This window comes from Arenibacter sp. 6A1 (assembly GCF_012272855.1).
GTDB lineage: Bacteria > Bacteroidota > Bacteroidia > Flavobacteriales > Flavobacteriaceae > Arenibacter.
In genome coordinates this window covers 124,222-147,694 of the sequence record NZ_JAAXCQ010000011.1, presented here as the reverse complement: position 1 = coordinate 147,694, position 23,473 = coordinate 124,222, and the positions used below count along the sequence as shown (strand labels likewise).

Sequence of the window (23,473 nt, the reverse complement as noted above, 5' to 3'; positions counted from 1 at the left end):
AAAAACACCTATTATCCGCAAGATCAATCCAGCGCCTCTGTTAAAAGTTTCTGTATCCCTTCTAATCCTTCACCTTTATAATTAGACTTTTCCAAAGCTTGCAAAAGCTGCATCAAATTAGCAGGATTCATATCACTTCCCAAAACCCGTACCAAGGCAAAACCTTTATCTTGTCTATCGGCATAAATAATCACCTCATCAATGGCATCGTCATCACCTATATATTTTATGACCCCTTTGCCAAATCCTGAATTTAATTTCATGAGCTCTATAAAATGCTTGTCCTTTAAAATAGCACTTACTTTTTCTTTCTCTTCTTTATAAGCTATATCATTATCGGAAGTTTTTCTAAACGCCAACACATTTAATTTTTTCAAAGAATTCAGTGCTTCCTTTTGTGCCGACGTTAAATTGACATTTTCCAAATTAAGCAAGCTTACAGGCAGATCTAAAGCGATAAAATTAGGATTTTCCGCATTGTTCACATAGTACTCCTGCAAACTGGGCGAAGAATTACAAGAAAATAGCAGTAGCACCAACAGCCAAACCAGCATGAGTTTATTGAATTTTTGTATCATCTTCTTTTTTTAAGAGGTGTCCTTTTATACGAATCGGCCTTTGCTTCATATCATTAACATAGGCTAGGGCATTAAAATATCGCCCAACACTATTTCCTTGATGCCTTATTTAGTTCTTTCGGCAAATTCATTTGTTGTGTCAGGGAACCTATTTTATTAAGATCAATATCCCCCGTTAGAGAAAGCAATACCGTTTCAATTTTTGGCATCCCTTCTTCTAAACTTATCTTATCCAACCCGTTGACAAACATCAGCAATTCACTCACATGGTCTTCGTCCTTTCCTTCCTTCACATAGATAGTTACATTGGCATCTTTATCCTTAACCTTTACCAATTCTTCCAAAGAAGTTGTCTTTAAATATTTTCCAATGGTTAGCATCATATCTTCGGATATTTTTTTATCCTGAGTAACAAAAACCTTTAGGTTTTTTAAGCTTTTGACAATGTCCATATAGTCTTGTGCTTCCTTGTCATTTACCTCAACATTAATATTGCTCAACAATTTTAACATACTAGAATTGATCACTACTGCACTTACTTTATCCGAATCTTCATACTTATCGAACATGGATTGTGAAATACCAACAAAAGGCAACATGGCCACGAAAGCTATTAGAATATTTTTTTTCATCTTGGTTATTATTTTATTTATTATTTAAGGTTGTTAGTTTTTATTAGCACCACTGCTAAACTAAGTTTTAGGAATGGTTCTATGATAATTTATGCGAATAATAGGATGTTTATAATAAATTTCACCTATACATTCTATTTATTGCCGTTGCTTTTTATCTGCTGCTTTGCCAAGTTGCTTTCCTCCTGGAAGGTCCATTTTATCGGTAAGAGTGGCAATTTTTCTAAGATCTATATCGCCCGTTAAAGACAATAGAACAGTCTCTACCTTTCTGCCGTTCATATCCAGGTCTTTTAGTTCTTCCCTATCTTTTAAGCCTGTAACGAACATTAATAATTCCTTTACATGGTCTTTATCTTTCCCTTCTTTCACATAGAACTTTACGTTCGATGCGCCATCGCGTACTCTCATTAACTCTTCATAGGAAGAATTACCCAATCGTTTAGTTACCCAAGAATCTATATCTTTTGCAATAGCGGCACTTTCTGTCGTAATTACCTTAAAGCTAGTGATAGAGTTTACCAGGGCAAAAAACTCTTGTGCTTCTGGATCTTCTGTACTAATGCTCATTTTTCCGAGCATTTGAAACATTTTCGGCTGCATTACTACAAAGGTCACATCATTATTGTCCTCGTATTTATCAAATATATCTTGACAAAAGATATATCCAGGGACTAGTAATAACATTAAAAATACAAGCTGTTTTTTCATCGTCTTATTCTTTAATTAAAAATTTATCGGTTGTTTTTTGAAACTCTTCCAAGTAGCCTAATTGTTTTGTTCCCTTATTAAAGTTGTATGCCAACAGCTTAAAGGCTTCTTGGGCCGAGGCTATTTCTTCTTGCGTATATTCGCTTTCTAGGTCTGTCGTCATAGGGACCGTAAAATATATTCCGACTAGTAACACTGCTACGGCAGCCACGGAAACCCATTTCGGAAACTTCCTTTTTGGTTTTAAAGGAAGCTCCTTTGTAAACCGCTCTTCTTTTTCCACAGAAAAATATTGGAACATCGGAGCATATTGCTGCAAATGCTCAGGAACGTTTTCCTGTAAAAAAAAGTTCCGCAACATTTCTTCTTCGGCTACTGTTGTAGTCGCTTCAAAATACTTTTGCAATAGTTTTTCTATATTATACAATTCCATGTTTATGTTTTTGCATTAATTTTTCTCTTACTGTTTTTCTAGCTCTGGACAATGCTACCCGAACCGCTACCGGTTTCATTTCTAACAAATCGGATATCTCTTCGTACTCGTACTGTTCTACATCACGCAATTGTAATACCAATTTCTGCTGATCGGGCAAATCGTCCATGATTTTTTCTATCCACGCCAAGCTATCGCCAACTTCCATTTGCCGTTGAAGCGAAATATTATTGTCCTCATAATTAGTATGTACTAATTTCAAATGGCTTGCCTGTTTGGATTTTAGGCGGTCTAAACAAAAATTCTTGGTCATCATCATGGCATAGGCTTCAACATTGTTATAGCTGTCCATTAGTTTATTTTTAGACCATAATTTCAACAAAACCTCCTGCGTGGCATCTTCAGCCTCTTCCTTGGACACCAAAAGTCGTTTTGCCAGCCTAAAAAGCTTATCCTTAAAAGGCATCACCACATGTAAAAAATCCGATTGTTGCATTGGGTTTTAATTGTTTAGCATACCATCTTCTAGGCCCACAATAGAAAGACGAAGAACAAAGATTTTTGTTACAATATATTTTTATTTCTTTTTAATGTAACTAATTTAGCGAGAAGGAAACCATTTGGTTCTTGTATTCGTATGTAACTACAGAATGTTCCCTAATCGTTATCCATAGCCAAATATGGAATAATTATTGTAATCGTATAAGAATACCCTTTCTAAATTAATTTAATCTATGAATAAATATTTATTGTTAGTATGCTTTGGAGCAACTTTATTTTTTACAAGTTGTTCTAAACCCGACGACACGCCTGTCGTTATTGACAAAACACCCCCTACCCCAGAAACTATAGACATTACGGTTCAAAATTTTATGTGGCAAAGCATGAATGCCTATTATTTTTGGCAGGCAGATGTTCCTGATTTATCAGATTCCCGTTTTAGCAATGATGACGCCTATATTAAATACCTAGAATCGGAAAAAGACCCAGGGACATTCTTCTATAATATTTGTAACAACCATATTCAAAAGGTAGGAGAAGCTACAGCCGTCGACAGATTTAGTTTTTACACCGAGGATTATAAGGAGTTGACCCAATCTTTCTCCGGGATTTCTAAAAGCAACGGTTTAGAATTTGGACTTAGCCTGTACGGCGATGGGGATCAGGTTTTTGGTTATGTGCGCTATATCGTTCCCAATTCCAATGCCGCTACCAAGGATATTAAAAGAGGGGATATTTTTACCGGTGTTAACGGGGTTCCCTTAAACAGGGACAATTATATTGACTTGTTGTTTGGCACAAACGACACCTACACCTTAAACATAGGAAACATTAACAATAGGACCGTTAGCAATTCTGATAAGGAAGTTACTTTGACCAAGGAAGAAGGTTTAATAGAAAACCCGGTATTCTTAACAAAGGTATTAGAGGTGAGCGGACAAAAGATAGGCTACCTCATGTACAACAGCTTTACCAATGAGTTCGACAAGGAATTAAATACCGCTTTTGATGAATTAAAAGCAGCCGGCATCACAGATTTGGTCCTCGATTTACGCTATAACCCTGGTGGCCGCGTAAATTCTGCCGTCCTATTATCTAGTATGATTTATGGTACCTATACCGACAAACCCCTGCTAAAGGCACGGTACAATACAAAATTACAGTCTCAATTTAAGCAAGAGGACTTAACCAGCTACTTTGCAGATACAGTTGATGGCACTATCCCTATCACAACCCTTAATCTAAATAAAGTATATGTACTTGCCACAAGAAGTACTGCTTCTGCCAGTGAGTTGGTGATGAATGGTTTGGAGCCCTATATAGAGGTCGTGCATATTGGGACCGCTACTACCGGGAAAAATGAATTCTCGGTAACCTTTGTAGACGATTATGATAATGGAAACGTTTATGACCCTGAAAGGGAAGATAAAATAAACCCTAAAAACTCTTGGGCCATTCAGCCCTTGTTAGGGCGTAATGAAAATGCCGATGGTTTTTCGGATTACACCAATGGCTTGCTTCCCGATTATGAACTTTCGGAAGACTTGTCTAATTTGGGTGTCCTGGGAAGTTCCGACGAACCCCTATTGGCGAAGGCCATTTCTTTAATTACAGGGAGCACTGCTAAAAAGGATTTTAGCGTACACCTACCGGTGCAATTACTAACCAGTTCTAAAATGTTTACTCCTGTAAAAGACAATATGTATATGGATTTTAAAAATCCGCTTCCCCTGATTAAAAAATAGAAAAAAAATAAAAGATAGACCGGATCGCATGTGGTCTATCTTTTAAATTTTGGTTCTTGAGGTTTCTTCCTTAAATTAAGGATTGTTTTTATACAATGATTACTCCATCTCTGAAAAAATAATAAGATGAAAAAAACAATAGGCCTACTGGTACTTTTTCTTTGTATCTCTTGCACTGATAAAGACGACAATGCATTTCTATATCCTCAAGAAACTACTGTACAAAATTTTATGTGGGAGGGCCTTAACCAATGGTATTTTTGGCAGGCAGAGGCCAAAAATTTGGGCGATGACAGGTTTGCGACCAATGAGGACTATGTCGGTTATTTGGAAAAATACCCAGATCCGGAAAGCTTCTTTTACAATACCTGTCACATGCACAGTAAAATTGTAGGTACGGATGCCGCTATAGACCGCTTTAGCTTTGTAAATAGCGATTATAAGACATTGGTCAACCAATTGAATGGTATTAGCAAAAGCAACGGTCTAGAATTTGGATTGGTCAGAATTAACCAGGGAAAGGATCTTTACGGCTATGTAAAATATATAATTCCCAATTCCAATGCTGCTACCAAGGCTATAGCTAGGGGCGATATTTTTACACGGGTCAATGGCCAACAACTTACCGATGACAATTACAGCTCTCTGCTCTTTGGAGAAAATGACACCTATACCCTAGGCATGGCCGATATCTCTGGCTCCCAAATTAGCGACAATAATAAGAAAGTTACCCTTACCAAAGAGGTAGGCCTGGTAGAGGACCCTATTTTTGTGGCTAAGACGATAGAAAGCAACGGAATTAAAATTGGGTATTTAATGTACAACGGTTTTACGCAGTCTTTTAACGAATCTTTAAACAATGTATTCGGTGGTTTTAAAAATGAGGGCGTAACAGAGTTTATTTTAGATCTTCGTTATAACCCTGGAGGCTCGGTATATTCCTCCCAACTATTGGCCAGTATGATCTATGGTACCAACACCAAGGACCTTTATATCAGGCAACGTTGGAACGATAAAATACAGCCCACCCTTAAAAAAGAACAACTAGAAGATTATTTTACCGACAAAACCGCTGCGGGGACTCCTATCAACAGCCTAAATCTTAGCAAAGTATATGTTCTAGCCACAGGAAGCTCTGCTTCTGCCAGTGAATTGGTGATGAACGGATTGGATCCTTATGTGGATATTGTTCACATTGGGACTACAACTCGGGGGAAAAATGAATTTTCGGTCACTATGGTCGATGATAGGGAAAACGATTACATCTATTCTAAAAGCCGAGAGGGTAAAATAAATCCCAAAAACCGTTGGGCCATGCAACCTCTTATGGGTAGGAATGAAAATTCAGCAGGGTTCTCGGATTACACCTCGGGCCTATCGCCAGATATCACTTTAAAAGAAGATTTATCGAACATGGGTACATTAGGGGATCTTAACGAGCCTTTATTGGCCCGGGCCATTCAAGAAATTACGGGAGCCACAGGGAAGTTGGACTTCAAAGTCCATATGCCGATAGAGGAACTTACCAATTCCAAGATGTTCACTTCCTTAAAGGATCATATGGTTTTAGACAAACCTCTAAAATAGCCAACATCAAATTTATAAAAAAAAGGGCTTGCGTTATTTAGCAAGCCCTTTTTCTGTATCCGTCAGATTATACTGCAGGTATTTATGTTGTAGGTGTGTTGGAATAGAATTGATATCTGGATGAAAAAGTCCGGCCAAAAGCTCTATGCCATCGACCAGAGTACCAGCCGAAGACTGCGTAAACAGCTCAAAATTTGCCAAAAACACCTTGTTGTTCTTTACAGCTTTTAATGTTTCCCAACCTGGTTTTTGGGTCAGTAAATGCATTTCCTCCATCGTTCTGGTTATGGTAAATCCGCATGGGGCAATCACCAAAATCTCGGGATCGTATTTTACAATTTTATCCCAAGGGGTTACAATACTATCCCCCGAAGGATTCGCCAACATATCGGTACCTCCGGCATAGGCGATTTGATGTGGAATCCAATGTCCACAGTTATAAATTGGCTGAATCCATTCCATCAGCATCACTCGCTTTGGCATGGCCCTATGTTTCCAAAGATTGTCTATGACCTTGTCTATTCTTTTGTGCAAGGCCTCCAAATAGACATAGGCTTTTTCTTCCTGCCCCAAAGCTTCACCAATCTTAATGGCAGTACTAAAAACATCTTCCAAGGACTCGGGCGAAATAGAAATTATTTCCGGTTGTTTTTCCAAAACTGCCACCGCGGCAGCGGTACATTCGGTATCTATCTGGCATACATCACAAATATCCTGAGTAAAGATTATATCGGGAGCTATCTGTTTTAATACAGGTTCGTCTACATAATAAAGACTCTTACCCTGATGTTTACTTGCCGAAAACAAGGCGTCTATTTCCGTACTTGTCAAGTTTTTACCTTCCATAACACAACGGACTACCGGAAGTTTCTCTTCTAAGGCTTGCTGGGGACATTCGAAAGTAATCCCGAACAAGTGGTCTTCCAACCCCATATCGTACATCATTTGGGTTACGGCAGGTAAAAACGAACAGACTTTTAGCATAAGGTTTGTGTACTACTAGTTAAAATAAATTCCTCCAGGAATAATCCCGACTGGAATTGTTTTTATTATTTCTTTAGAGTTTAGGTTGTAAATTGTTAGATCGCCCCTACTGTTAAAGTCTTTTGCATCGGTTCCATATAATTTTTCATCATCAACTCTCATCGCATAAAAAGAAACATTTTCTAACAAAGCTGATGTTGGCAATGATGCTGCACTTGCAGGCATACTATAAATATTTTTATTTAAAGCATAATAAATAATATTGTCTTCAATATCCAATTGTTTTGGATGATCGGTAGTAGTAAATTCAAAGGTGTTTGCCACAGTATTGGTGGCAGTATTTATTTTTACAAGCATTCCATTGCTTTCCGCTCCACTATATTCAGGTTTACCCCCACACATTACCCAAAGGTTATCAGCATCGTCAAAAGCTATGGAATTAGGCACATCACCTACGGGAATGGTTTTCACCACCTTATCGGAAGCAGGGTCTATCACTGAAATTTTATTATTATAACCCCAAGCACCCTGATGCACTACATACACCATATCGTTTTCTTCCTCCAATACTTCTGGACCAAATTCTACAGGAATTGTTCCTTCAACCGTAAAATCTACCAAATTAATGATGGCAACAAAATCATCATTATTATCATTTGGATCTCCCCAGTTGGTTACATATCCCTTTCCGTTGGCAGCAGTAAAATATCTAGGGTTAAGGAGTCCTTCTTTTATTTCCCCTAATTTTTTAAAGGTAAAACGGTCTACTACTACGATACTATTAGAGTTATTAACTACTACAAAAGCTTTTTTATTATAGAATCCCATGGACTGAACTATATTCCCCAGGTCCTCTCCATTTACCTTTTTATAGATTTCGTTTTCCGCAACCTCTAAATCATAGGAAACATAGGACACGGTACCAGTACCATTTTGAAACGGACCTTCATTTGAAATTAATATCCCTCTATCATAATCCCCCAAAGATTGCCTATTATCATCGTCACCATTCTCACAGGAAGTAAATACTAACCCTAAGGTTAAGCTTGCAAGTATTGCATGTTTAATTTTCATTGTGCTTGTTGTTTAAAATTTAATTGAAATATTAAGTTGATAATTTCTATTGGGCATAGGTCTATATGCCACATTCTGATAATTTTTATTAAATAGATTGTTGATTTTCACCCCAACATTAGCGCTTATCCCATTTTCTATCTCAAAGGTGCGACCAACTCCCACATTAGAAAGGACATATCCTTGAAGAAAATCGCTATTATCGGAGGTGGTATACACCTGACCATTGTAGAGCAATTGGTTATACAACTCCCATGCTTTATATTGATAGGCTATATTAGAGGTGATTTTATGGTAGGGCACATAAATGAGTTGCTTGTTGGTATCCTTATCTACGGATTTGGTATAGGCGTATTGATTCTTCCACGATAATTGATTGTTGTGCCATTGTTGGCGTACATCTAAAGAAGCCTCTAGGCCATAATTATAAACATCTTTAATATTCACTGGCATCCAATTACCAGCGTCGTTAGGCTTCCATTGTATAAGATCTTCAGAAACAATATAGTAAGCCGTTAGCCCAAGGGTATAATTTTCCTTGCTCAGCAGCTGTCCCAATTCTGCCTGCAAGGACGATTCGGGCGTAAGCTCCTTATTCCCAACTGCTCCGGCACCTACCCAATACAAGTCGTTAAAAGTAGGAACCCTATAATTTTTAGAAGCATTTACATTAATGCTGTAATTATCAGTAAGCTGGTAGTTGGTGTCCATAGAAAAAAGAAAAGGACTGTCGTAATCAGTAACCACTTCTTTGCGGATATTGATCCCATAACGAAACTTTTCACTTAGGTGATGGGTTAACAAGAATGTTCCTGAAAACAGATTCCTATGCGCATTTTCTATATTGGTCCCTTCGACAGTAATGACATTAAAGTCGGCTATCCCATTTAAAACAAACTTCCCTATGTTATATTTATAATCATAGTTCAGGACCATATTATTAGAGCTGCCAAAACTAAAATCGGATTTTTCCTTGTCGGGGTAATAGCGGTATTTTTCATACAAATACGCTAATTTCAATCTACTTATTTTATGATCCTTAAAGTTGCCCCATTCTAGAAGGGAGCGGGAAGTAACATCTTTATAGTGATCCTTTGCCGGGGCTGTCAGGGTTCCTGAAAAGTCCCTATCGCCAATAAAGGTATTGTGGTATAGTTTTAACACATTGGCTTTGGAAAATAAATAGCCCACGGTAGCCTTAACATCCAAATTATTATAAGCACCGTTTTCATTTTTTCTATCGGTACCTAGATATTTATAATCATTTTCGGAAGTTTTATAAGTAGTACCGAAATTTAAGGACCATTTATCGGTGCCATAGGCAGTGCTATAGTTTATGTTTTTGGCATTATAACTTCCATAGCCCAAAACAAGCTTATTATCGTAATGCTCCTGAAACAGAAAGCTATCGTTTAAATGAATACTTCCGCCAATAGCCCCACTACCAAATTGCACACTACCTCCCCCACTTCTCACTACCACATCCTTATAATTTTGAGGACTAATGGTATTAAAATCGGTTTGCCCGCTCAATTGTGAATTTATATTGATTCCGTTCCAAACCACGGCGGTCTGGGAGGCATTGGTACCTCTAAAGGAAGGGGAAGAAATCATTCCATACCCATTTTCCTTAAAATATATCGTAGAATTAAACTGCAGGAGATCTGTAAGGGACGCCCCGTTGCGTTGAATAACAGAGTCTTTAAGAACGCTAACCTTTCTTCCATTGGAAAAATGAAGCAATTTTACATCGCTTAAAACGACCTCCTCTAAAACTATGGTATTGTCACTTTGGGCATGTAATGCCAAAAACTGAAAAACCATCAACACCACTAAAAATGTTTTGCTATGTGCCATATCCTTTAAAGCCTTTTTCCCGAAAGCTTGTAAATTTATGTTATGAAAATGGCAGGTCTCCTGACTTGCTTCTTGCTACCAACCTTCCCATTTATGCGGCCCGATATTAATCATAAGAGGACCAAGATGCTGAACTACATCAGCACACATAACATAAACAGTGGTTTTTGAGGGCGTAGACAAGAGTTTGTAGTACTACAAACAAAGCTTACAGTTGCGGGAACAGTTTCGGATTTTAACCGAATTCCCATTTAATCCTATAATTTAAATTGATAGGAACCAAAATTCGGTGCAAAGTTAAACAATTTGTTTTATCTTTTTAGACTCGCTCAAATAATACTACTTTTGACCGCTTAACCAAAAAAAATCGCTTTGAAAAAGCTACTTCCTATTATCTTTCTTCTGTTTTTTTTATCTTGTAAAGAGGAAAAAAAGCAACAGCTACCCTTAATAAACGAAACGGAAAATGTTGCCATTGATTATGCCAAAGGCTTTAGCATCGAAAAACCCTCCGATGACATTACCGTTATCACCATAAATTCTCCTTGGCCCAATGCCGAGTCTTCTTACACTTATGCTTTGATCCCAAAAGACAAACAAGCTTTCATTAGTTTGGATGCATCGGCCTATGATGCCATCATTGCTACTCCGGTCGAAAGAATCATAGTGACCTCAACGACCCATATTCCCGCCTTGGAAGCTTTAGGGGTTTCCGACAAACTTGTAGGCTTCCCCAATACCGATTTTATTTCTTCCGAAGCTACCCGAAAATTAATATCAAACGGCCAAGTGCAAGATTTGGGCAGCAACGAAGCTATTAATACAGAAATGGTCATAGCCCTACAACCAGAAGTTGTCATAGGTTTTGGCATCGATAATAAAAACAGTGCATATAACACCATTCAGCGTGCCAATATCCCCATTGTCTACAACGGAGACTGGACTGAGGAAAGTCCGTTGGGAAAAAGCGAATGGATTAAGTTTTTTGCCCCTTTCTTTGGCATGGAAGCAACCGCAGACACAATTTTCAACACCATAGAAACCTCGTATCAAGAAGCGAAGGAATTGGCCAAAAAAGCCACTTCCAAGCCCACGGTACTCAGTGGTGGACTGTACAAAGATGTTTGGTATTTACCGGGGGGAAATAGCTGGATGGCTCAGTTTTTTAAAGATGCCCAAGCCGACTATCTTTGGAAGGAAACCCAAGAAACCGGTAGCCTTTCCCTAAGTTGGGAAAGTGTTTTCAGCAAGGCCGAAAAGGCCGATTTCTGGATATCGCCCTCAATGCATACCTCTTACACCTCCATGGCAGAGGCCAGTTTGCATTACCAACAGTTTGATGCCTTTAAGAACAAAAAAATACACAGCTACACCTTGGCGACAGGGAGTACGGGCGGCCTTTTATTTTTTGAATTGGGGCCCAGCCGTCCAGATATTGTCTTAAAGGATTTTATTCATATTTTTCACCCAGCGTTATTACCCGACTATTCGCCAACGTTTTTTAAGCCCTTACAATAATTGAACGACCATAAAAAATATAAGGTTCCCTTTACAGTATTAGGAATAGTTCTATTACTATGCTTTGTCATCAATATAAGTCTTGGCTCAGTAAGCATTCCTTTTTCGGATACCATGAAAATTATATTTGGCGCAGAGGCAACTAACAATTCCTGGAAGTATATCATATGGAATTATAGGGTGCCAAAAGCCTTTGCTGCTATTTTGATCGGGAGCGGCTTATCATTAAGCGGACTGCTAATGCAGACCTTGTTTAGAAATCCCCTTGCTGGCCCTTTTGTTTTGGGGATTAGTTCTGGGGCCAGTCTGGGTGCCGCTATACTGATTATGGGGTCTTCCTTAATGGGATCCCTATTTAGTTTTTCTTTTATCAACGATATCTCCTTGGCCATTGCCTCGAGTATAGGAAGCTTTTTGGTGCTGCTTGCCGTAGTAGTCGTAGCGGCAAGAGTAAAAGACACCATGGCATTACTGATCATTGGCTTAATGTTCGGCAGTATTACGGGAGCACTGGTCAGTGTGCTCTCCTATTTTACCAATGCCGAAAAATTACAACAGTATATTTATTGGTCTTTTGGTTCTGTGGGAAACTTATCTTGGAATCAATTGTTAATGTTGCTGATTATAATTCTTATTGGAACCCTGATAAGCGTGCTATGCATAAAACCCTTGAACGCTTTTTTATTAGGCGAGAATTATGCTCGCAGTTTAGGGGTGAATTTAAAAAATTCGCGTTTTTTCATAATTATAGCTACTGGTTTACTGGCTGGAGGAATCACAGCCTTTGCCGGCCCTATTGCCTTTATAGGTCTAGCCGTTCCGCATCTTACCAGACAAATCTTCAATACTACAGATCATCGAATATTACTCCCTGCAGTATTGGTTTATGGTGCTATTCTAATGCTGTTATGCGATACGATTGCACAAATGCCAAATTCTTCGAGTGTATTACCTATAAATGCCATTACCTCTATTATAGGGGCACCAGTAGTTATTTGGTTATTACTGCGAAAACGAAAAATGATCTTTTAAGCATTGGAGTACTTGAGGAATAGATCACAGATCACAAGAATATAGGAAGACCGGAAAGCAGTTGCCAAAAAACAAATATCTTAGCATCGTAAAGGTTATAACATCATCAACACCCATACCCATCATATCGCCCTAGAAGTAGACCGTTTACAAATTGGCTACTTTAGCAAAAAGCAACGAACGGTTATTGCCAAGGATATTCATTTCTCTTTGGCCCAAGGAGAAATGACTGCTATTGTTGGAATCAATGGTATTGGGAAGTCTACCCTATTAAGAACCTTAGGAAAGGTACAACCGCAGTTATCTGGAAAAATCCTTGTTAACAAAAAGCCTTTGGAGCACTACACCCCATTGGCACTTGCCTCGGAAATTAGTGTGGTCCTCACGGAACCCATCGCCTCTAAAAACCTAACCGTCTTAGAATTGATTAGCCTTGGAAGGCAGCCTTATACCAATTGGATCGGCTCTTTGGACGAAGAAGACAAACATAAGATAAGGGCAGCGATAAGCATGGTACAGCTGGAGCCTCTACAGCATAAAAAATGTTACGAACTCAGTGATGGTCAATTACAAAAGGTAATGGTTGCCAGGGCCCTGGCACAAGACACTTCTATTATATTATTGGACGAGCCTACATCGCATCTAGATCTTTACCACAAGGTGCATATTCTAAAATTGTTAAAACACATTGCCCACGAAACTAAAAAAACAATCCTTTATACTACTCACGAAATCGAGATTGCCATTCAATTATGCGATAAAATGCTCATTTTAGAAAAGGACAGGAGCAGTTTTGGAGAACCCTGCGAACTCATTCGCCAACAAAGTTTTGAAAGATTGTTTCCTTCAGACACTATTACTTTTGATCCCATTTCCGGATCTTTCAAAATTATTTAACAGATAACCCCCTTTGCTGAAACAGATTGCGATCTCTTTGAAACTTTAAATAAGGAGTTGTTACTTACGTAATACAAACACTACAAATACGAACAGGGATTATTCTCTAAATTAACTTCAATCCCTTATCTTTACACTAAAGAACCTTTATTTAATGAACGATTTAACCATCATAATCATAGCGGGGCCCGTACTCCTTATCTTCGGATTTTTATTAGGCCAATACATTCAAAAACTCAAATCAAAGTCGGGTCAAAACACCTTGTTGGAAAGAGTTGAACTCCTTAAAACGACCACAGCCGACCTAACCCAAAAAATCGCACAACTCGAAGCTGATAAACAGTCCCTTAACACAGAGCGCGAACAATTAAGTCTTCAAATTGCCCGTAATGAAACAGATTTGGAAAATTTGGATTTTAAGAATAGGGAGCAAAAATTAGAGGTTGAAAAATTACAAGAAAAATTCACCAAGGAATTTGAGAACCTAGCGAATAAGATCCTCGAGGAAAAGAGCAGTAAGTTTACCGAACAAAACCGGGAGAACATCAAAAACATTTTATCGCCCTTACAGGAAAGGATCCACCTTTTTGAAAAGAAGGTCGAGGACAGCCAAAAAGAAAGTGTCGGAATGCATTCTGCCTTAAAGGAGCAATTGGCCAACCTACAATCGCAAAACCTAAAAATCACCAAAGAGGCCGAAAATTTAACCAAAGCCTTAAAAGGCGACAGTAAAATGCAAGGGAATTGGGGAGAATTGGTACTAGAGCGTGTTTTAGAAAAATCGGGACTGGAAAAGGACCGAGAATACACTGTACAACAAAGCTTTACTAGAACCGATGGCAGCAGGGTCTTGCCCGATGTGATCATCAATCTTCCCGACGGCAAAAAGATGATTGTAGATTCCAAGGTTTCCCTTACCGATTACGAACGTTACGTAAATGCCGAGGACGAGCTAAAAGAGAAGTTCTTAAAAGACCACCTCAATTCCTTAAGGAGGCATATAGACCAATTATCGTCTAAAAAATACGAAGATCTTTACGAGATGGAAAGTCCTGATTTTGTTTTGATGTTCGTACCTATTGAGCCTGCCTTTGCTATTGCCATAAACAACGACAATTCGCTATACAACAAGGCATTTGAACAAAACATTATTATTGTAACCCCTGCGACCCTATTGGCAACCTTGCGCACCATAGACAGCATGTGGAACAATGAAAAACAACAACGAAACGCTATCGAAATTGCCAGACAAGCGGGTGCCTTATACGATAAATTTGAAGGTTTTGTCACAGACCTTACCAAGGTGGGCAAAAAAATGGATGAGGCCAAACAAGAATATAAAGGCGCCATGAATAAGCTAGTAGAAGGAAGAGGTAATATAGTGGGAAGTATAGAAAAATTAAAGAGAATGGGAGCTAAGGCTAAAAAATCTATTCCCGAATCTATTCTAAAACGAGCACATGAGGAAGAAAGTGAGGCAGAAGAAACCTTATTTAAACTTTAACACCTGTGGTGTACAAAGAAAACATATGCCCACTACAAACTATTACATCCTTATAATTTGAGAAAAATATTCAGTTACACCATTTTAGCATTGCCGCTAATTCTTATAGTTTATTATGTTTTCATCCAAGCCATACCATACAGCAGCGGCATGCGTTCAGGAGAACTCATTAAAATAAGCCATAAAGGCCTTTTTATAAAAACATGGGAAGGCGAAATAAGTCAAGGTATTTCTGGAGCCCAAATATTTTCATTTTCCGTTTTAGATGAAGAAATAGTGGCCAAACTGCAAGAGTATCAAGGGAAATATGTTCGGGTGAAGTATACCGAACGTATGGGCAGTATATTCTGGCTAGGCGATACCAAATATTTCATTAACGATATAGAAAAAGAAACTTCTCCCCACTATAAAGATTAAAATAATATGGAAAAAAAGTTTAAAACAGCTAAGGAATCACGTGTTTCCATTACCCAATTAATGCTTCCCTCCCACTCTAATTTCGGAGGCAAGGTTCACGGTGGTTACGTATTAAATTTAATGGATCAGATTGCCTTTGCATGTGCCTCCAAACATTCGCAAAGTTATTGTGTAACAGCTTCGGTAAATAAGGTAGATTTTATTAACCCTATAGAGGTTGGAGAACTGGTTACCTTAAAAGCCTCTATAAACTACACAGGAAGAACTTCTATGGTGGTAGGAGTCCGGGTAGAATCGGAGAATATCACTACAGGAAAAAAGAAACATTGTAATTCTTCGTATTTTACGATGGTAGCCAAAGATAACGAGGGTAAAAACATTCAAGTCCCTGGCTTATTGGTCACTGACAAGCAGGGTATCCGAAGGTTTTCGCGTAGTATACAGCGAAAAACCGAGGGTTTAACCAGGACTAATTTCTTTACGGAATCACAATTTAAAATTCCTGAAAATTTGGATTTTTTAGAAGCAGAAAATTTAAAGATAGCTATAGAAAACAATTAAGACTCCTATCGCTACGGAAGCATTCCTCGGAAATCTTCAATTAAAAAACCCCAATTCCCTTAGTATAGTTACTAGGGAATTGGGGTTTTTAGAAGGTATGGATGGGAATTATATAATTCCGGCTGCTGCCTCTTCGTCCAAGAACCATATTAGGTTATCGGTTGCAGGAGCTACTAGAGAAGCAGGATATACGTGCGACCCTGGTTCTTCATTTATTATTTTAGTTACCTTTTCGGCCTTTCCTTTTCCGGTCACCAAAAAAGCTACTGTTTTAGCATTATTAATTACTTTACCTGTCAGGGTTATTCTGCGTTGACCAGAATCTGGATGCACGGCTACCTCGCAAAAATCTTTCGCATTCCAAAGTTCAATTTCATGCGGAAAAATAGAGGCTGTATGGCCATCATCGCCCATCCCAAGAATTACCAGGTCAAACTGTGGGGTGTCATTTACCATCGGTAATTTTTCACGCAACAATTTGGCGTAGCGTTTGGCTTCCCCTGCAGGTTGGTCTTCCCCAAATACTCTGTGAATATTTTCCTGGGGAATATCGATCTTAGACAACAAATGGTCTACGGTCATCTTATAATTGCTTTCGGCATCGGTAGGAGGAACACAACGTTCATCGCCCCAATAGAAATGTGCATTAGCCCAATTTACTCCTTTGTAATTGGCTGCCATAAAATCGAACACTTCCTTAGGGGTACTACCGCCAGATAAGGCAATATGAGCGCTTCCGTTTGACTCGATCAACTCTTCTAAAAAATCCGAAAAGTTTTTGGCAACTTCCTTTTTGGAAGCAAAAATTTTAATTTCCATCTATATATTTTTACTTAATAACACAAAAACCTGGGTTGTCTACTAAACTCTCACTTGGATTTCTCCATTTAAAATCACCTTCCAACAAATCATCGGCATTAGAAGGTCCCCAAACACCGGCAGAATAGCCGTAGATATTTACATCCTTACCATTTGCCCAATAATCCAAGATAGGATCTACAAAATCCCAAGCTGCCTCTACTTCATCGGCTCTGGCATAAAGGGTAGCATCTCCCTGCATGGCATCTAACAACAAACGTTCGTATGCTTCCATTACTACAGTTTCTCCTAAATCGGAATACGAAAAGTCTAAATGTGTCTGTTCTACTTTAAACCCTTGTCCTGGTACTTTAACCCCAAATTTCAATAAAATCCCTTCATCTGGCTGAATACGGATAATAAGTTTATTGTCCTTATTCCCCATATCGGAATCCTTAAACACTTGGTGATGTGGCGATTTAAAGTGGATTACTACTTCGGTTACTTTGGTAGGCATTCTTTTTGCCGTACGCACATAGAATGGTACGTCTTTCCAACGCCAGTTGTCTACAAAGAACTTAATAGCCGCATAGGTTTCTGTTTTAGAATCTGGATTTACCCCTTCTTCTTCCCTATAGCCTTTTACGGTTTCGCCATCGATCACAGAAGAAAGATACTGTGCTCTTATCGTATTTTTAAAGAGCGTTTCCTCATCGCGCATAATACGCAAGGATTTTAACGCCTTTACCTTTTCGTTCCTAATCTCTAATGCACTAGCATCAATTGGTGGCTCCATAACAATTAAGGAAACTATCTGCATCAAATGGTTTTGAAACATGTCCCTTAAAGCTCCGGAAGTATCGTAATATCCACCTCTTTTTTCTACCCCACCACTTTCGGCATTGGTAATTTCAATATGGCTGATATAATTTCGGTTCCAAAGTGGCTCAAAAATACTATTGGAAAAACGTGTCACCAATAGGTTTTGTACCGTTTCTTTTCCTAGGTAATGATCTATTCTATAAATCTGGGATTCCTTAAAATATTTCTGAAGCCCACGGTTTAATTCTTTCGCCGTACCCAAGCTGTAACCAAAAGGTTTCTCGACAACAATACGCTTCCATCCCTTATCTTCATTGTTCAATCCTTGATCTGAAAGGTTTTTGGCGATTACCTCATAAAGGCTAGGCGGAGTTGACAAATAAAAGATATAATTGTGGTCTGTTCTATATTTATTATTAAGATCCGAAATCCGAGTGGCCAATTTACTGTATTCAAGACTGTAATCGGCACCTAGATCTTCGTAAAAAAACTTATCTGCCAACGAGTTGATAAAGTCCAGGGATTCGCCCTTTTTCTTTTCTTCTAGGAATTTACTTTCTAAAACGACTTTTCTCCTAAACTCGCCATCTGTCATATTACTTCTACTAACACCCAAAACGACAAAATTCTCAGGAAGTTGATTCGCCTTGTATAGGTTATATAAGGCAGGCACTAATTTTCTTGCTGTTAAATCACCCGATGCCCCAAATATGACGAGCATTTGATTTGTAGTTTTGTTCATATAATATGTAATTGAAAATTTTATACAATTAGCAAGGATTTTGTAACAATTGCGGTCAAAACCTTTTAATTGATTATTTTTGTTTTTTTATTTTTCAGCTGCAAAGATAAAACAAAACTAGCTTATTCATTTATAAACAGAGACACTTAACAAAAGTAACTAAGATTTGTTAGGTTTCTTTAAAACTAAAACATGGAAAATACATACGATTTTGGATTAATTGGCCTTGGGGTGATGGGTCGCAACTTTATTTTAAACGTAGCGGATAACCAATTCACTTCCATGGGTTATGACCTTGATCAGGAAAAAGTCAATGCCCTTATCGAAGAAGGAAAAGACACTAAAAAAGTGAATGCCACTTCTGATATCAAAGAATTTGTAAATTCTTTATCTCAGCCGAGAAAGATTATGTTATTGGTTCCTGCGGGTAAAATTGTTGATGCCGTAATCGAAAGTTTATTGCCTCATTTAGATAAAAACGACCTTATCATCGATGGTGGAAATTCATTTTTCACGGATACCGATCGTCGAGAGGCTTATTTACAAGAAAAAGGCATCCACTTTTTTGGATCTGGAGTTTCTGGGGGCGCCAAAGGTGCCAGACGTGGACCTAGCATTATGCCAGGCGGTAACAAAGAAGCTTACAAAGAGGTACAGCCAATTTTCGAAGCGGTATCTGCCAAATTCAAGGGCGAGCCATGTGTAGCATATTTAGGACCTAAATCTGCCGGAAACTATGTAAAAATGGTGCATAACGGTATAGAGTACGGCCTTATGCAGTTAACTTCAGAAATTTACGACCTACTTAAAAAGGCAGGCAAGCTTACCAATGATGAGTTGCAAGAAACTTTTGCCACATGGAACAAGGGCAGATTGCAATCTTTCTTGGTAGAGATTACTGCAGAAATCTTCCAAAAAGAAGACGATAAGACCGATGGTAGATTGGTTGACCAAATTCTTGATAAAGCCAAACAAAAAGGTACTGGAAAATGGACTTCACAAAATGCCATGGATCTTGGTATTCCTGTTCCTAGTATCGATGTAGCGGTAAGCATGCGCGAAATCTCTGCTCTTAAAGATGAACGTGTAGTGGCCGAAAACCTTTATGGTCGTCCAACACCAGAAGCTATTGACAAGAAGGCCTTGATTAAAATGGCCGAGGAAGCACTTTATTTTGCTTTTATAAACACCTACGCACAAGGATTACACCAGTTAGCCTTTGCTTCTAAGGAATATGGCTATGAACTAGATTTGGCCGTAATTGCCAAAATATGGAGAGCAGGTTGTATTATCCGTGCCGAATTGTTAGAAGACATTTCTAATGCCTATGCAGCGGACAAAGACTTGGTAAACTTATTGGTAGCACCTAATTTTGTCAAGGAAGTAAAAGCCACTTTGGACGGAACTAGGGAAGTAGTAGCCTATGCCGCTAAAAATGGCATTCCGTTACCTGCACTCTCTAACTCCTTGACGTATTTTGACGCTTACACCTCTGGTAGATTGCCGTTAAACCTTATTCAGGCCCAAAGAGACCATTTTGGTTCGCACACTTATGAGCGTACCGATATGGAAGGTATTTTTCATACTGAGTGGGAAGATTAATTGCTATCTCTTACCCGGAATTTTCGGGATTTTTATACAAAAGACTGTCTGCAAAGGCAGTCTTTTTTGTTTTAGGAAACTGGGATTATTCAATCCAGCGGCAATTAAAAGACTCATTTGGTTCCTTTATATTCCCGTTTTTGTTGATTTACCGAGAAGTTTCTTCAAAATACTCCTTTCATTTTTATTTCAGGTACGAATCCTATTTTGGGCGTTCCCCTACGGGTCGCTCTTTCCGCTATATCTTTTTTAGCCGGCCTTGCCGCTAAAAAAGGATGCCGCTGCAATAGCTAACGCGGAAATAAGCACCCAGCATACCTTTAACGTCCATACGACACCGCACAAGCATTTATATTGACCACTACAAAAGAACGTTGGCAAGGCTTTAATAACGAAACTATAGGCATAGACACCTATCAATTCCACCTTTGATGGCAGCTTGCTTAAAAAGAAAACATCCCTTCCATTTCCAAAAAAATTGGAAACAAAAGGGATGTTATATAACTATGGACTGGTTTTTACAACAAACCGCCCAATAGGATTGTTTTACTTGCTCAAGTACATTTTACGTCTAGCGTACAGGTTGTAGAACTCATCGTCCTTAAGGCTGTCGATAAACAAGATACTCTCACCGGTACTCTTCATTTCTGGCCCTAAGTTTTTGTTTACATTAGGGAACTTGTTAAATGAAAATACTGGCTGCTTAATGGCAAACCCTTCCAATTGAGGATTAAAGTTGAAATCTTTCACCTTTTTATCGCCCAACATTACTTTGGTAGCATAGTTTACATATGGCTCTTTATACGCTTTTGCGATAAATGGTACCGTACGTGATGCTCTAGGGTTCGCTTCGATAATATATACCATATCATCTTTAATTGCGAACTGAATATTGATAAGTCCAACTGTATTTAAGGCCAGTGCAATTTTCTTGGTATGGTCCTTAATTTGCTGCATCACAAATTCCCCTAGGTTAAATGGAGGCAAGGTAGCGTTAGAATCCCCAGAGTGAATTCCACATGGCTCTATATGCTCCATAATTCCGATGATATACACATCTTCTCCGTCGCAAATTGCATCTGCCTCGGCCTCAATGGCACCATCTAGGTAATGATCTAACAAGAGTTTGTTATTTGGAATCTTACGCAATAAGTCTACCACGTGCTCTTCCAACTCTTCTTTGTTGATCACAATTTTCATTCCTTGACCACCCAAAACATAGGAAGGTCTTACCAAAAGTGGGAAATCTAGCTCATCTGAAAGCGTTAAGGCCTCCTCTGCTGTTTCTGCCACTCCGAATTGTGGGAATGGGATGTTATTTTCTAACAAAAGGTTTGAGAAACTTCCACGATCTTCGGCCAAATCAAGGGCTTTATAACTAGTCCCAATGATCTTAATACCGTATTTATCTAGTTTTTCGGCAAGTTTCAGTGCGGTTTGTCCACCTAACTGAACGATTACCCCTTCTGGTTTTTCATGTCTGATGATGTCGTAAATATGTTCCCAGAATACTGGCTCAAAATACAACTTATCTGCAGTGTCAAAATCTGTAGAAACCGTTTCTGGATTACAGTTGATCATGATGGTTTCGTAACCGCACTCTGCTGCAGCTAATACCCCATGAACACAACAATAATCGAATTCTATTCCCTGACCGATACGGTTAGGACCAGATCCTAGTACTACGATCTTCTTTTTATCGCTGACAGCACTATCATTGGCTACATACCTTTCTCCTTCCGGAGTCTCTATCTCAGCCTCGAAAGTTGAGTAGTAGTAAGGGGTCATCGCCTCAAATTCTGCCGCACAGGTATCTACCAATTTATAGACTCTGTTAATATTAAGCGATTCGCGTTTTTTATAAACTTCACTTTCATAACAGTCTAGCATATGGGCAATTTGCCTATCTGCAAAACCTTTTTGCTTAGCCTCTAACAATAAGTCTTTGGTTAAGGTCTCTACAGTATATTTAGAAATTTCTTTTTCTAAGTGGTGCAGTTGTTCGTATTGCTTTAAGAACCACATATCTATTTTAGTGATATCGTGGATTCTGCTTAGCGGAATTCCAATCTGAATAGCATCATAGATCACAAATACACGGTCCCAACTTGGGATGGTAAGTTTACTGATGATTTCATCATAATTAGTATATCCTTTACCATCGGCACCTAAACCATTTCTTTTTATCTCCAAAGATTGCGTTGCCTTGTGCAAGGCTTCCTGGAAAGAACGACCGATACCCATTACTTCCCCAACAGATTTCATCTGAAGTCCTAAAGTTCTGTCCGATCCTTCGAATTTATCAAAGTTCCAGCGTGGTATTTTTACGATCACGTAATCTAGGGTAGGCTCAAATAAAGCAGAGGTAGATTTAGTAATCTGGTTGCTTAATTCGTTCAGGTTATACCCCATAGCCAATTTAGCGGCTATTTTAGCGATAGGATAACCAGTTGCTTTAGAAGCCAATGCTGACGACCTAGAAACCCTTGGGTTAATCTCAATAGCGATAATATCTTCTTTTTCATCTGGACTAACGGCAAACTGTACGTTACATCCACCTGCAAAGTCACCGATACTACGCATCATTTTGATGGCCATATCACGCATTCTCTGGAAGGTACGATCAGACAAGGTCATTGCTGGGGCCACGGTAATAGAATCTCCTGTATGGATCCCCATTGGGTCCATATTCTCGATGGTACAAATAATAACAACGTTATCATTTTTGTCCCTCAACAATTCTAGTTCGTATTCCTTCCAGCCCATTAAGGCCTTATCTATCATCACCTCGTGAATTGGGGAAATTTCCAAACCACGGCTAAGAAGCTCGTCAAAATCTTCTGGTTTGTAAACAATAGAAGCTCCTGCTCCCCCAAGGGTATAAGAAGCTCTAATTACCAATGGAAAACCGAATTCCTGAGCAATTTCCTTACCTTTTAGAAAAGATGTTGCGGTAGCCTGAGGTGCCATAGGGATCCCTATTTTAAGCATCAGTTCGCGGAACTTCTCCCTGTCTTCGGTAATATTAATGGCATCGATATCGACACCTATAATTTCGACTCCATGGTCTTCCCAAATTCCCTTTTCATCTGCCTCAATACAAAGGTTTAATGCGGTTTGCCCACCCATTGTTGGTAGAACGGCATCAATATTGGGGTGCTTTTCCAGAATCTCTCTAATCGATTTGGTAGTCAACGGTTTCAAATAAACGTGATCGGCCATTGTCGGGTCGGTCATGATGGTAGCCGGATTACTGTTAATCAGTATCGTTTCTATCCCATCTTCTCGTAAAGAACGCAATGCTTGTGTACCTGAATAATCGAATTCACAAGCCTGACCAATTACAATTGGGCCAGAACCAATAATTAAAATAGAGTTTAAATCTTTTCTTTTGGGCATTTTTAATAAGTGTTTAAATGTAAAAGCGAATTGGGCAAAAAAAAGGTGCTACTCTAAAAAAAGTAACACCTTAATATTT

Annotated in this window: 20 protein-coding genes and 1 riboswitch; of the genes, 9 read left to right on the top strand and 11 right to left on the bottom strand. The window is 38.7% G+C overall.

Annotated elements, in window-relative coordinates; translation table 11 throughout:
* Window positions 1-23 precede the first annotated feature (23 nt).
* The 5 genes from HCG49_RS11910 to HCG49_RS11890 form a co-directional block, all read right to left on the bottom strand.
* A complete protein-coding gene (locus HCG49_RS11910; protein ID WP_168469763.1) occupies window positions 24-578 on the bottom strand; it encodes a DUF4252 domain-containing protein in 555 nt (184 codons plus the stop codon).
* An 89-nt stretch (window positions 579-667) separates the two neighbouring features.
* Window positions 668-1,210 carry a DUF4252 domain-containing protein gene (locus tag HCG49_RS11905; RefSeq protein WP_168469762.1) on the bottom strand — a complete coding sequence of 181 codons (543 nt, stop codon included), beginning with the start codon at window positions 1,208-1,210 and terminating at the stop codon, window positions 668-670.
* Between the two features lie 138 nt (window positions 1,211-1,348).
* Window positions 1,349-1,921 (bottom strand): DUF4252 domain-containing protein, encoded by a 573-nt coding sequence (locus HCG49_RS11900; protein WP_168469761.1) that lies wholly within the window; start codon window positions 1,919-1,921, stop codon window positions 1,349-1,351.
* 4 nt (window positions 1,922-1,925) lie between these two features.
* On the bottom strand, window positions 1,926-2,354 hold the full coding sequence (locus HCG49_RS11895) for a hypothetical protein (RefSeq protein ID WP_168469760.1): 429 nt from the start codon (window positions 2,352-2,354) through the stop codon (window positions 1,926-1,928).
* The gene (locus tag HCG49_RS11890) at window positions 2,341-2,850 is read right to left on the bottom strand and encodes an RNA polymerase sigma factor (RefSeq protein ID WP_168469759.1); all 510 of its coding nucleotides are present in this window, start codon (window positions 2,848-2,850) and stop codon (window positions 2,341-2,343) included. Before HCG49_RS11890 ends, HCG49_RS11895 begins: the two co-directional genes overlap by 14 nt.
* A 238-nt stretch (window positions 2,851-3,088) precedes the next feature.
* Between HCG49_RS11890 and HCG49_RS11885 the strand changes: the two genes are divergently transcribed.
* Complete coding sequence (locus HCG49_RS11885) at window positions 3,089-4,600, top strand: S41 family peptidase (protein WP_168469758.1); 1,512 nt, start codon at window positions 3,089-3,091, stop codon at window positions 4,598-4,600.
* 126 nt (window positions 4,601-4,726) lie between these two features.
* Entirely contained in the window at window positions 4,727-6,187 is a 1,461-nt protein-coding gene (locus HCG49_RS11880; RefSeq protein ID WP_168469757.1) for a S41 family peptidase, read from the top strand.
* Window positions 6,188-6,220: 33 nt separating this feature from the next.
* On the opposite strand, the gene HCG49_RS11875 is transcribed toward HCG49_RS11880, so the two are convergent.
* Genes HCG49_RS11875 through HCG49_RS11865 form a run of 3 tightly spaced genes read right to left on the bottom strand, consistent with a single transcriptional unit; the run spans window position 6,221 to window position 10,102 of the window.
* Window positions 6,221-7,171 (bottom strand): ABC transporter substrate-binding protein, encoded by a 951-nt coding sequence (locus tag HCG49_RS11875; RefSeq protein ID WP_168469756.1) that lies wholly within the window; start codon window positions 7,169-7,171, stop codon window positions 6,221-6,223.
* Between the two features lie 15 nt (window positions 7,172-7,186).
* On the bottom strand, window positions 7,187-8,245 hold the full coding sequence (locus tag HCG49_RS11870) for a YncE family protein (RefSeq protein ID WP_168469755.1): 1,059 nt from the start codon (window positions 8,243-8,245) through the stop codon (window positions 7,187-7,189).
* Window positions 8,246-8,257: 12 nt separating this feature from the next.
* Window positions 8,258-10,102 carry a TonB-dependent receptor plug domain-containing protein gene (locus HCG49_RS11865; RefSeq protein WP_168469754.1) on the bottom strand — a complete coding sequence of 615 codons (1,845 nt, stop codon included), beginning with the start codon at window positions 10,100-10,102 and terminating at the stop codon, window positions 8,258-8,260.
* 32 nt (window positions 10,103-10,134) lie between these two features.
* Window positions 10,135-10,401, bottom strand: a riboswitch (cobalamin riboswitch).
* 73 nt (window positions 10,402-10,474) lie between these two features.
* On the opposite strand from HCG49_RS11865, the gene HCG49_RS11860 reads away from it, so the two are divergent.
* The 6 genes from HCG49_RS11860 (at window position 10,475) to HCG49_RS11835 (ending at window position 16,031) form a co-directional block, all read left to right on the top strand.
* Window positions 10,475-11,620 carry an ABC transporter substrate-binding protein gene (locus tag HCG49_RS11860; RefSeq protein ID WP_168469753.1) on the top strand — a complete coding sequence of 382 codons (1,146 nt, stop codon included), beginning with the start codon at window positions 10,475-10,477 and terminating at the stop codon, window positions 11,618-11,620.
* A complete protein-coding gene (locus tag HCG49_RS11855) occupies window positions 11,621-12,652 on the top strand; it encodes a FecCD family ABC transporter permease (protein WP_168469752.1) in 1,032 nt (343 codons plus the stop codon).
* Window positions 12,653-12,757: 105 nt separating this feature from the next.
* Window positions 12,758-13,549, top strand: a complete 792-nt coding sequence (locus tag HCG49_RS11850) for an ABC transporter ATP-binding protein (protein ID WP_168469793.1) — start codon at window positions 12,758-12,760, stop codon at window positions 13,547-13,549.
* A gap of 154 nt (window positions 13,550-13,703) precedes the next feature.
* The gene (gene rmuC, locus HCG49_RS11845) at window positions 13,704-15,053 is read left to right on the top strand and encodes a DNA recombination protein RmuC (protein WP_168469751.1); all 1,350 of its coding nucleotides are present in this window, start codon (window positions 13,704-13,706) and stop codon (window positions 15,051-15,053) included.
* A 57-nt stretch (window positions 15,054-15,110) separates the two neighbouring features.
* The gene (locus tag HCG49_RS11840; protein ID WP_168469750.1) at window positions 15,111-15,470 is read left to right on the top strand and encodes a 6-phosphogluconate dehydrogenase; all 360 of its coding nucleotides are present in this window, start codon (window positions 15,111-15,113) and stop codon (window positions 15,468-15,470) included.
* A gap of 6 nt (window positions 15,471-15,476) precedes the next feature.
* Window positions 15,477-16,031: an acyl-CoA thioesterase gene (locus HCG49_RS11835; RefSeq protein ID WP_168469749.1), complete on the top strand. Its 555-nt coding sequence runs from the start codon at window positions 15,477-15,479 to the stop codon at window positions 16,029-16,031.
* A 108-nt stretch (window positions 16,032-16,139) separates the two neighbouring features.
* Here HCG49_RS11835 and pgl read toward each other — a convergent pair whose 3' ends face one another.
* Window positions 16,140-16,850, bottom strand: a complete 711-nt coding sequence (gene pgl, locus HCG49_RS11830; protein ID WP_168469748.1) for a 6-phosphogluconolactonase — start codon at window positions 16,848-16,850, stop codon at window positions 16,140-16,142.
* 10 nt (window positions 16,851-16,860) lie between these two features.
* The gene (gene zwf / locus HCG49_RS11825) at window positions 16,861-18,393 is read right to left on the bottom strand and encodes a glucose-6-phosphate dehydrogenase (RefSeq protein WP_168469747.1); all 1,533 of its coding nucleotides are present in this window, start codon (window positions 18,391-18,393) and stop codon (window positions 16,861-16,863) included.
* A gap of 192 nt (window positions 18,394-18,585) precedes the next feature.
* Between zwf and gndA the strand changes: the two genes are divergently transcribed.
* Window positions 18,586-19,995 carry an NADP-dependent phosphogluconate dehydrogenase gene (gndA, locus tag HCG49_RS11820; protein ID WP_168469746.1) on the top strand — a complete coding sequence of 470 codons (1,410 nt, stop codon included), beginning with the start codon at window positions 18,586-18,588 and terminating at the stop codon, window positions 19,993-19,995.
* 546 nt (window positions 19,996-20,541) lie between these two features.
* On the opposite strand, the gene carB is transcribed toward gndA, so the two are convergent.
* Window positions 20,542-23,394 (bottom strand): carbamoyl-phosphate synthase large subunit, encoded by a 2,853-nt coding sequence (gene carB / locus HCG49_RS11815; protein WP_168469745.1) that lies wholly within the window; start codon window positions 23,392-23,394, stop codon window positions 20,542-20,544.
* Window positions 23,395-23,473 lie beyond the last annotated feature (79 nt).

Bases quoted from the DNA above. Each gene is read 5' to 3' on its own strand.
- HCG49_RS11910 (WP_168469763.1), bottom strand. From the start codon at position 578: ATGATACAAAAATTCAATAAACTCATGCTGGTTTGGCTGTTGGTGCTA.
- HCG49_RS11905 (WP_168469762.1), bottom strand. From the start codon at position 1,210: ATGAAAAAAAATATTCTAATAGCTTTCGTGGCCATGTTGCCTTTTGTT.
- HCG49_RS11900 (WP_168469761.1), bottom strand. From the start codon at position 1,921: ATGAAAAAACAGCTTGTATTTTTAATGTTATTACTAGTCCCTGGATAT.
- HCG49_RS11895 (WP_168469760.1), bottom strand. From the start codon at position 2,354: ATGGAATTGTATAATATAGAAAAACTATTGCAAAAGTATTTTGAAGCG.
- HCG49_RS11890 (WP_168469759.1), bottom strand. From the start codon at position 2,850: ATGCAACAATCGGATTTTTTACATGTGGTGATGCCTTTTAAGGATAAG.
- HCG49_RS11885 (WP_168469758.1), top strand. From the start codon at position 3,089: ATGAATAAATATTTATTGTTAGTATGCTTTGGAGCAACTTTATTTTTT.
- HCG49_RS11880 (WP_168469757.1), top strand. From the start codon at position 4,727: ATGAAAAAAACAATAGGCCTACTGGTACTTTTTCTTTGTATCTCTTGC.
- HCG49_RS11875 (WP_168469756.1), bottom strand. From the start codon at position 7,171: ATGCTAAAAGTCTGTTCGTTTTTACCTGCCGTAACCCAAATGATGTAC.
- HCG49_RS11870 (WP_168469755.1), bottom strand. From the start codon at position 8,245: ATGAAAATTAAACATGCAATACTTGCAAGCTTAACCTTAGGGTTAGTA.
- HCG49_RS11865 (WP_168469754.1), bottom strand. From the start codon at position 10,102: ATGGCACATAGCAAAACATTTTTAGTGGTGTTGATGGTTTTTCAGTTT.
- rmuC (WP_168469751.1), top strand. From the start codon at position 13,704: ATGAACGATTTAACCATCATAATCATAGCGGGGCCCGTACTCCTTATC.
- HCG49_RS11835 (WP_168469749.1), top strand. From the start codon at position 15,477: ATGGAAAAAAAGTTTAAAACAGCTAAGGAATCACGTGTTTCCATTACC.
- pgl (WP_168469748.1), bottom strand. From the start codon at position 16,850: ATGGAAATTAAAATTTTTGCTTCCAAAAAGGAAGTTGCCAAAAACTTT.
- zwf (WP_168469747.1), bottom strand. From the start codon at position 18,393: ATGAACAAAACTACAAATCAAATGCTCGTCATATTTGGGGCATCGGGT.
- gndA (WP_168469746.1), top strand. From the start codon at position 18,586: ATGGAAAATACATACGATTTTGGATTAATTGGCCTTGGGGTGATGGGT.
- carB (WP_168469745.1), bottom strand. From the start codon at position 23,394: ATGCCCAAAAGAAAAGATTTAAACTCTATTTTAATTATTGGTTCTGGC.